Raw genomic sequence first — 9385 nt, forward strand, 5'->3', positions numbered from 1 at the left:
GCTTAAGCGCTCATAAAGCGTTAACCTCACGGGACTCGATAATTAGATGTCTATTTATAATAAAGCACCTAGTGATATCTCTGCCCGACTCCGCGATGAGATGCTATGGTTAGGAAAGATTACTACAGCCTTGCTGCGCATAACGCCACTGCATGTCTTTACTTGCACTGCTCTGTATATCCTTTCTCAGATTTCCATGCTGGCTGCAATTCTCTTGCCCTGGAAGTTGCTGATGGTCATGAGCACTGACGGGTACCCCTGGATGATGCCTGACTTACTACGCGAGCTTCCAAAGCGTGAACTCATTGTGGTGCTTGGCATCGCCTCCTTCCTGGCTTTTGCCATTTACGTCACCTGCGAAATTCTCATTGGCTGGGTGTGCCGCCGAGGTAGCACATTTATTTTGGACAAAAACCAAAAGATAGGACTATTTAGTGGCCACCGTCAGCATGCGGCTCTGCTATATCGACGTTTTCTACGCGCTGTCGCAGCGATATTTACAATAGGGGTTATTTTTGCCTTCCTGGCTCACCTTTATCCATATATGCTGCTCGCCTTAACCACTTACCTTATCATCGGCCTTACCATTGTTCTGTGGCAAAAACATACCACCACTGCGTCCACCATTTTTGCAGCCCTACCTCCGGAGATGAGGGCAACCGTTTGGTGGGGAGCAGGTTTTTTCTATGCTGTTGCCTGGCTAACCGCCAATTACTGGCACGGAGTGTTGCCAAGTCTTGCAACGGCATTCATTGCCTTGCTACTAGTGCGCCAAGCAATCGTGCTGATATTTCCTGTGTACGGCACGTATGCAATGTTCAGCAAACAGAAAAATAAGGTTAGCGCCTTATTTCTGCCGGATGTCCCCTGGCATCCAGGAGCTAAAACCGATGACGCCTTCATGGCGTTGATAGCCCCATTACACCGTGAAGTATGGGTCAACACTCTTTTACGCCAGCATCATGATGCAACGGATGACGTTACCGTAATCAGCTGCAGGACATCAAGTGGCGGCAAAGCCACTTCACTGATCACACATACCAACACTAAAAATGAGCCAAGAGCCTTTCTGATCAAGCTATTTCACACCTCTAATGAGGAGAACGCGTTACATGAGCGCGATATACTTGAAACGCTACCCGCAGATTGGCTCGCTCCTCGCCTTTGCGGCGTACACGATGTGGAAGGCAATTCTTGCCATGTCTTCGAGTGGCCATTGCGAGCGGGCTGGATGTCAGCCTCCAAACGCGCAGCTGCTCTTCCTGCTATTCGCAACAGGTTGCTCGCCTTGGAGCTACCTGATGAATTAATTTCACGCTACGAGCGTAGTCGCTCTCACTTATCAGATAGGCTCAAGGGTGTAACGTGGGATTTGCTGATTTCCATTTCTCCAAAAAACACTCTGGAAAAGTGTCAACAATTACAGCAACACTGGCCAGATATTTGCCATGAAATTCATTTACAGCCAAGGCAAATCGTCATACCTCGTCTTCATCTACACCTGATCGGCCATGTGGATAACAAGCCTTTGCTCTGCAACTGGACGCGCTGGCTCTGGGAACCGATAGGCGCGGGATGGCCATTACGCACCAGTGAAGCAGAGTTTCAACAAGCACTTACCGACGCTGCTAAACAGAGGCCCTGCCTCACACAGGTGAACGCCTCGAATGTGCACCTAACCGCGCTTCTTTATCAGTTCGAACGACTGTGGCATATCAGGAATCATACTGAAGCGATCAAACTGGTAGTCCCATTATATGAGGCAGCCCAGGCCAGCAAGATCATTAAGAATGGTACCCCCACTATCTTTCCCTAAGCGCTTCTCGTGCATGATTAATCGGCTTAATCAAGTAATCAAATATCGTTTTGCTACCGGTGCGGATATCTACAGTCGCAACCATACCCGGAACGATAGGAAACTCAGTGCCGTCCTCATTCTTTAGTACATCACTATCCGTCAGAATAATGACGCGATAGTAGAAAACCTCCGGCTGAGTCTCATCCTGGATTGTATCAGGCGAGATCAGTACGACTTCACCATCTAATCCACCGTATGTGGTGTAATCGTAGGCGGTAATTTTCACATTGGCAGGTTGCCCAGGATGGATAAACGCAATATCTCGCGGCGATATTCGTGCCTCAATACGCAGTTGATCATCCAGTGGCACAATTGCCATTAGACGACCGTTGGGTGGAATCACCCCGCCCGTGGTCGTTACCTCAATATCCTTAACAATACCTCTAACGGGCGAGCGTAGCGTCAGCCGTGTAAGCGAATCTGTGCTCCCTCTAATTACCGAGGAGAGCGCCTCCACTTCAGCTTTTGCTTTCGACATCTCCTCTCGCGCAAGAATCAAATATTCAGAGCGCGTGTCCGCTGCTTGAACGGCTAACTCTGTTTCCTGGCGGCGTAAACGCAGCACTTCAACATTGCTTGCCGCACCAACCTCAACGAGGGATTGAGTAATATTCAGTTCCTGACGTACTAGTTGCAAAGATTCGTTGATACCCGCAAGCGACTTCTCAAGCCCATTTCGCCTTGTGTGGTATAGCAACGTTTCCATCGCCGTAAGCTCCGGATAATCATCAAGCTCCTCGGGAAAGCTTAAAGGTCTATCATTCACCTCTGCTTCCAGTCTTGCGACACTAGCCAAAGCTGCTCTATAGCGTGCAGCACTTTCACCCACATTCGATTCGGTTTGAGTTGGGTCAAGCTGAGCGAGCACCTCACCTTGTTCGACAATATCGCCTTCACGCACGCGCAGATCCGCAATGATCCCGCCCTCTAACGACTGAACGACTTGCTCCCTAGAGATTGGAATAACGCGACCATCACCTGTCGATACCTCGACAACCTCCGCAAAATAAGACCAAGTGACTAAGCCTGCAATTACGAGAAAAAATAGCCAAACGACCCGCGTTGAACGAACAATCGTAGCGTCATCAATTTCTGCATTATAACGTTGGCTGTCTTCATCGAAATCTAACAATGTCAGATCTGGTGTCGTGCTGTTTGAAAGCTTTGTTTTTTTATCAACACTCATAGCCACCACTCTTTTTGTACTTACTTACTCTGATCCCAATCATTAACACTTCCCTCTGGCTGCTTATGAGCTGCGCGGTGGTTTTGCTGGCTTACCCGAGAGCTGAGCGATCACTTTATCTTTTGTATCATCCATAACGATGCGCCCCTGATCAACGACTACAACACGATCCACCAATTCAAGTATACTTAATCTATGAGTAGCAACTATTAACATTTTACCTGGTAGCCATGTTTTAAGCTGTTTAATGAACCATTTTTCAGTTGTTTCATCGAGTGATGCCGTCGGTTCATCTAGCATAAGAATTTTTGGCTGGCGTATCATAAGCCTTGAGAGTAGTAACGATTGACGCTGCCCCCCGGAGAGCCCTAACCCACCTTCTAAAATAATATGGTCCAAACCATCAGGCAGCTTTCGAATAATTTCATGGGCGCCACTCATGTTAATCGCATCGATTAATTCTTGATCGGTGGCATTTGGTGCACCGAGCAGCAAGTTTTCACGGATAGTACCGTGAAATAGTCTAGAGTTCTGGCTTAATAGCCCTACATCACGGCGCACATCGGCCGGATCGATATGGTCAAGGCGAACACCATCAAGCAATACCTCACCTGACTGGGGCTCTAACAACCCGGAGCACGCCTGAAGCAGTGTTGACTTTCCTGCCCCGTTGCGGCCCAGAATTGCAACACGCTCCCCCGCCGAGATGGTGAGTTGCTTCACTTGCAAAGAAGGGACTCTATCCTCTTCATTATATTTGAAAAAAGCTTGCTTAAACTCGTAGTTACCCCTGATTGAAGAACGCTGTATCCGTTTAGACCCTTCAGGGTTGTCAACAGGACGCTCCATTATTTGATTGAGACTATTAGTCGCGACTTTTGCCTGCTGCCATTTACTCAATACCTGTGTTAGCTGGGTCATTGGTGACATCATACGAGAGGATAAAATAGAAGCAGCAACCAATGAACCCGTTGTTAAATCGCCAGACATGACCATAGGCGCGCCAAAAAATACAACCGTGGCAAATACACCCGTCTGTATTGTTTGACTCCAAACGCCTAATGAGTTGGTCACATAGCGCAAGCGTAGATTCATATCCGCGGTTACAGCATTGTAATGGTTCCACTGATTTTGGAAACGCGGCTCTGCCTGAAGAGTTTTTATATCTTCAATACCTTGAACGCTCTCTACCAACATAGCACTACGAAGAGATGATTCGCGCATTGAATCATTGGCTAATCGGCGTAATTTACGCTGTACTAATAAACCCGGAATAATCATTAGCACTAATGCACCAATCGGCACCAACACTAACGACCCCGCGATATACCAAAAAACAAAGCAAAATAGTATAAAGAATGGCATATCAGCAAACGCGGTCACCGTTGTCGAAGTAAACAGTTCGCGCACATACTCCAGCTCACGTATTTGAGAAATGAATGTTCCTGTCGATTTTGGTCTAGCTGTATTCTTGATTCTTAATGCATGCCCAAACACTCGATCAGAGGCTCTCATATCAGCTCTTTTACCGAGCAAATCAGTAATCCTGAGCCGCGACCGACGCATAATAAAATCAAAAGTGAGAGCTAATAGCACTCCACTAAACAACACATAAAGAGTATTCATTGACTCAGCAGGTATAACTCGATCGTAAACCTGCCGAGAAAAAAATATACCGGCTAACGAAAGAACATTGGCGATCAAAGACGCCAACATAATGTGCCCATACGGTTTAATATCTCTTAAAACAATTTTCCTCAGCCAATTTTTTTTATGAGGCTTAATATAATCATCTACTCGTGAATCCGGAATAGCTTTAGCTGGCCTTAAAACAACGGCTACACTTGCGTTATCGAGAAGCTCTTTTTGAGTAATAGAGCTATTTAACCCTTGATCGCCACTGTAAGCGATTCCAACTTCTTGCTCGGCACTAATAGTTTTTATGACGGCAACTTGGCCATCGTTAAACTGCACGACTAGCGGCAACCTCCAAGGTGACAACTTATTTTCTTTAAGCTTTTCAGTCTTTAACGTCATTCCTAGCTGAAGAGCAAGTACTCTAAGAACTTCACCGAGAGGCTTTCCTTCGCTCCATGCTGTCGTCAAGCGCACATTTTCATCTGAGTATTCAAGACGATAGTGCTTAGCTACTGCGAGTAGCGCTTCAACCCAACCAGCATAAAGATGATTACTGTCTCTTTGGGAATCCATGGAGCTAGAAGAATCTTGACCATGCGATGAGTCCATGCTCTCGTTAAGTGCTTCACTTGATGACTGCTGGTTGTGTTGGTCTTTTTCATCACTCATGGCGCTACATTAACCCCTTGAACCATCGAATCTTCTAAGCTGAATGCCTCGCGAATATCAGCTGCATTATAGAGACAGTCAATTTGTAAGCTATAGAGATCATATCGCGTATTTTCTTGGTCGAAGCGCGATTGGTGAATTTCCTGCTCTGCGTTTAATAAATCCAATAAAGAGCGTGTACCAAGCGATAAATACTGCTGGCGATATAAATCCTGGGTTTCTCTGATACTACGGGCTCTTGCATCCAAAGTAGAAAGGCGAAGTTTAAAGCTATCTGTCTGTTGCTTTGCCTGCGTCAAATTACGCGATAAGTCTAGAAGCGCACTATCTTTTGCTGACTGAGCAGCTTGTAAGCTGAAATCAGCTGCTCGGCGTCGAGCGCTTGTCGCGCCGCCTTGATAGAGATTGCTAGTTATATTTAATCGCATAGTGACATCTGTATCATCTTCCACTATGCCAGTATTTAAGAACTGATCAAAACCAGCCTCCAGCGAGGCAGTGGGAAAAAATGATGCCTCTGTTTGCGCGATAATAGCTCTTGCTTCAGCTTGCTGAGCCTCTGCTACCATCAATGCAGGAACATTGTCGAAATTTTCTGACGCAAGCTCACATGATTGCGTCAAAGGCTGCGGGAAATTTTGCTCAATACTGACTGGGCCTTCGGCTCCAATGAGTGTTCGCACAGTATTTTCTGACGTTTTCAACTGTGCATCTAACTGTAATTTAGTCGCCTCTGCCGACTCCAGTCGCGACCTCGCCTGAATCTCATCTGATCGTGTGCTAGCACCCAGCTCTGAGCGCCTTTCAGCTAATTCTCGTATATCGTCAATTCCTTCAATTTGTTCTTGAGCAATAGCCAGCAGTGCTTTGGAACGCTGCGCTTCTATCATGGCCTGGGCCGTATCTCTAGCTAACTGATCCATAACAAGCCATACACGAGCTCTATCACGATCAACACCGTAATTTTCTGCCTCAACCTCACTTGAAACGCGACCAAAATCGTACAGCATTTGCGAAGCAGAAACGGTTAAGGCTTCTTCCGAACGTCCTGTAGAGCTACGGTGTTCTGTCGAAATGCCTGCACTTATCTGAGGAAAATAGCCTGATTTTGCTACGTTTACTTGCTCGCTTTGCTGATATAAGCGCCCCAAGGCTTCAGTTATAGAAGGGTGCGATGCAATCGCTTTTTGTACTGCCTCCTGGATGCTAAGACCATCAGTAGAGTTAGGCGCTATAGCCCCCTCTACTGGCATTGTCGACGGCTGATTCACAGCGTCATCCATGGGATTTCCTGCATCTACCGTTGGTTCATAGCGTTGAATATCAAAATTCAGCGGCATTTGAACTTGTGGGGGAGGCGAACCTTCAATTTGCTCTTGTTCAATTAATGGTTGATCCACTCCCTGATTTGTAGATGCAACGGCTGGATTAACGTTTTCATTCGATGAGATAGCAACAGAAGGATCCCACACTGGGGTTTCTTCATTCCTGCTGGCCTGGTTTTCAATGCTGTCATTACTTTCAATTGATCGGGATTCAGAATTGTTCCTGTCCACCTCGGCTATTTGGTTTTCAGCCTCTTGTGCACTTGATGGCGGGCTCCTCCGGCCAACAGCAACCATTTCAGCGCTGAGCAGTGAAGGCCTATTAACGGGCGCAGACGTGTTTTGTTGAGTAGCTTGCCTGCTTCGCTCGTTTTCGCGGTCCCGCGCCGATTCGTTACCAGTAGAAGCTTGCGATACTTGATTTTTCTGCTCTTCGACTAGCGTCTCTTGTAGCGTTGGTGACATCCTTTCACGCCGAGGATTATAGCCCGAACGTGTTATGGTAACTTTTGCATTTTGGCGAGATTCCTGCTCTTGAAGTTCACTAGGCTGAGTGCTCGGTGCAACTTCTTGAGGGACGGCCTCTTGACGTCTTTCTTGTATTATAGGGCGGGTGTTGTCATCGCTCCGTGGCTGGTTCAAAGACGTATTTGATGATTGGCTGTTGCCCGATAATGGACGTACTGTTGTCGCTATTGAAGAGTCAGATAAACCTACTATCCCGTGCGCTTGGACGGTAAATGACACACTTCCAGCCAGAAAAGAAGCAACACAAGAACGTAGCACTTTCTTCTTTCTCATTCTTCCCTCAATATCTATACGACATATGTCTTTGATTAATTTGACTTTTATACAACACAAGCTTATCAAATCTTGTATTATAAAATCCGGGCAGGCTGATCATAAGAAGATGCAATGAGTACATTAACAGCCATTTAACAGCAAATTGCTTATCGAACAAAACTCTCCACTTTTTTGCTTATGCCATTTCATCTCAAGGTGACAACTATTTATTGAACGTTTACGCTTTATTAAATGTAAAATTTTAATTCGCAAACTAACTAGCATCACATTCTGACAGATGAACGCAGAGAAAACACTCTCTTAATAAACTGTCTAGCCAACTAACTCACCCAATACAGTTTCTTCCCCCAAAGCCCAAGGGTCAAGAGGGAACTAGGATACTCGCACTCTCTTTCGTTTATAAGCATAATTCTAAATTTTTAAAGTTTTCCATCGCACAAAAAAGCCGGGCCTAATGGCCCGGCGCAGTTTACTACTTAGGCAGCTACTAACGTAGGCCTTATACCACTTGCTGATCTAGCTCGTTTTTGAGCGGATCTGTTTCAAGAACGCCAACTTCAACCAAGTTGTCCACAACCTCGCTTGGGCTTAGTTCATCGCCAGACTCACTTTCAGCAATTTCTTCATCGGACACTTCAGTGAGGCCGCTGTCTTCAAGTAGAGCTACGACATCATCGTCACTCAGTAGCCCTTCCGCTTCCTCCTGATCCTGAAGCAGTCCACCCAATGCTTCCAAATCAACGTCCGACTCTTCAATTTCTTGTCCATCGGCAAGATTATCAAAGTCAACTGAAGCAATGCTGAAGTCATTGGGCTCATCGCTTAACAAGCTAGCGGACTGGCCACCTCCACCAAGGATGCCGCCCAGTAAGCCACCATCGCCTAGTAGGCCGCCATCTCCACCCAGCAAGCCACCCAATAAGCCACCCAGACCGAGGTCATCCAACAGACCACCGAGCAGGCCGTCAGAGCCAAGCACGTTACCTAGCAGACTGTCATCACCTAGCAGGCTACCCAGCAGGCCTTCGTCGTCACTCACGAGATCAAGCACGCCGCCAAGCAGACCCTCATCCCCGAGGAGTCCTCCCAGTAGACTATCAAGCTGATCAGTTAGTCCTAGCTCACCCAGCAAGCCATCTCCTAGCAATCCCCCATCGCCGAGCAGACCACCTAATAGTCCCTCATCACCCAGCAAATCGGTTAGCAGATTGCCCGCCTGTGCTTCATCCAGATCACCGAGCTGGCCGCCGAGCAGACCGTTAAGCAGGCCGTTATTACCCAGCAAGCCGTCAAGTAGACTGCTACCTTGCTCGCTCGTCAGCCCTCCAGCAAGCAGACCACCCAGCAGGCCGTTTTCTCCTACCAGGGTGTTCAGCAGGCTGCCGACCAGGCCTTCTTCACCGAGTAGACCGCCTTCACCACCTAGCAGGTCGCCTTCGGTGAGGTTGCCCAGCAGGCCGTTCTCGCCAGTGAGGGTGTCAAGCAAGCCGCCGACCAGGCCGTCTTCGCCCAGCACGCCGTTCAGCAGATCACCATCGGCGAGATCCAGTCCGCCTAGCAGACCGCCGACCAGGCCGTTTTCGCCCAGTAGGCCGTCAAGCAGGCCGGTGACCAGATCACCTTCGAGTGGCGTATCGCCCAGCAGGCCACCCAGTAGGCCGTTTTCACCGACCAGGGTGTTCAGCAGGCTGCCGACCAGACCTTCTTCACCGAGCAGACCGCCTTCACCGCCCAGCAGGTCGCCTTCGGTGAGGTTGCCCAGCAGGCCGTTCTCGCCCGTGAGGGTGTCAAGCAAGCCGCCAACCAGGCCGTCTTCGCCCAGTACGCCGTTCAGCAGATCACCCTCGGCGAGATCCAGTCCGCCTAGCAGACCGCCGACCAGGCCGTTTTCGCCCAGTAGGCCGT

4 protein-coding genes and 1 pseudogene are annotated in these 9385 nt (G+C 48.1%); 1 reads left to right on the plus strand and 4 read right to left on the minus strand.

Annotation, left to right across the window (positions count from 1 at the left end; genetic code table 11):
• Positions 1-46 precede the first annotated feature (46 nt).
• Positions 47-1816, plus strand: a complete 1770-nt coding sequence (locus tag QT230_RS20310; protein WP_308323978.1) for a hypothetical protein — start codon at positions 47-49, stop codon at positions 1814-1816.
• Here the strand turns inward: QT230_RS20310 and QT230_RS20315 are convergent.
• From QT230_RS20315 to QT230_RS20330, 4 genes and pseudogenes are all read right to left on the minus strand, one after another.
• Entirely contained in the window at positions 1803-3044 is a 1242-nt protein-coding gene (locus QT230_RS20315; protein WP_308323979.1) for an HlyD family type I secretion periplasmic adaptor subunit, read from the minus strand. The two genes, QT230_RS20310 and QT230_RS20315, sit on opposite strands and share 14 nt — an antisense overlap.
• 63 nt (positions 3045-3107) lie before the next feature.
• The gene (locus tag QT230_RS20320) at positions 3108-5351 is read right to left on the minus strand and encodes a type I secretion system permease/ATPase (protein WP_308323980.1); all 2244 of its coding nucleotides are present in this window, start codon (positions 5349-5351) and stop codon (positions 3108-3110) included.
• The gene (locus tag QT230_RS20325; RefSeq protein WP_308323981.1) at positions 5348-7477 is read right to left on the minus strand and encodes a TolC family outer membrane protein; all 2130 of its coding nucleotides are present in this window, start codon (positions 7475-7477) and stop codon (positions 5348-5350) included. The genes QT230_RS20320 and QT230_RS20325 overlap by 4 nt, the downstream gene beginning before the upstream one ends.
• A gap of 502 nt (positions 7478-7979) precedes the next feature.
• A pseudogene (locus QT230_RS20330) lies at positions 7980-9385 on the minus strand (hypothetical protein); the annotation flags it as partial.

The sequence above is a fragment of the Halomonas sp. SpR8 genome (genome assembly GCF_031010195.1).
Classification (GTDB): Bacteria; Pseudomonadota; Gammaproteobacteria; order Pseudomonadales; family Halomonadaceae; genus Vreelandella.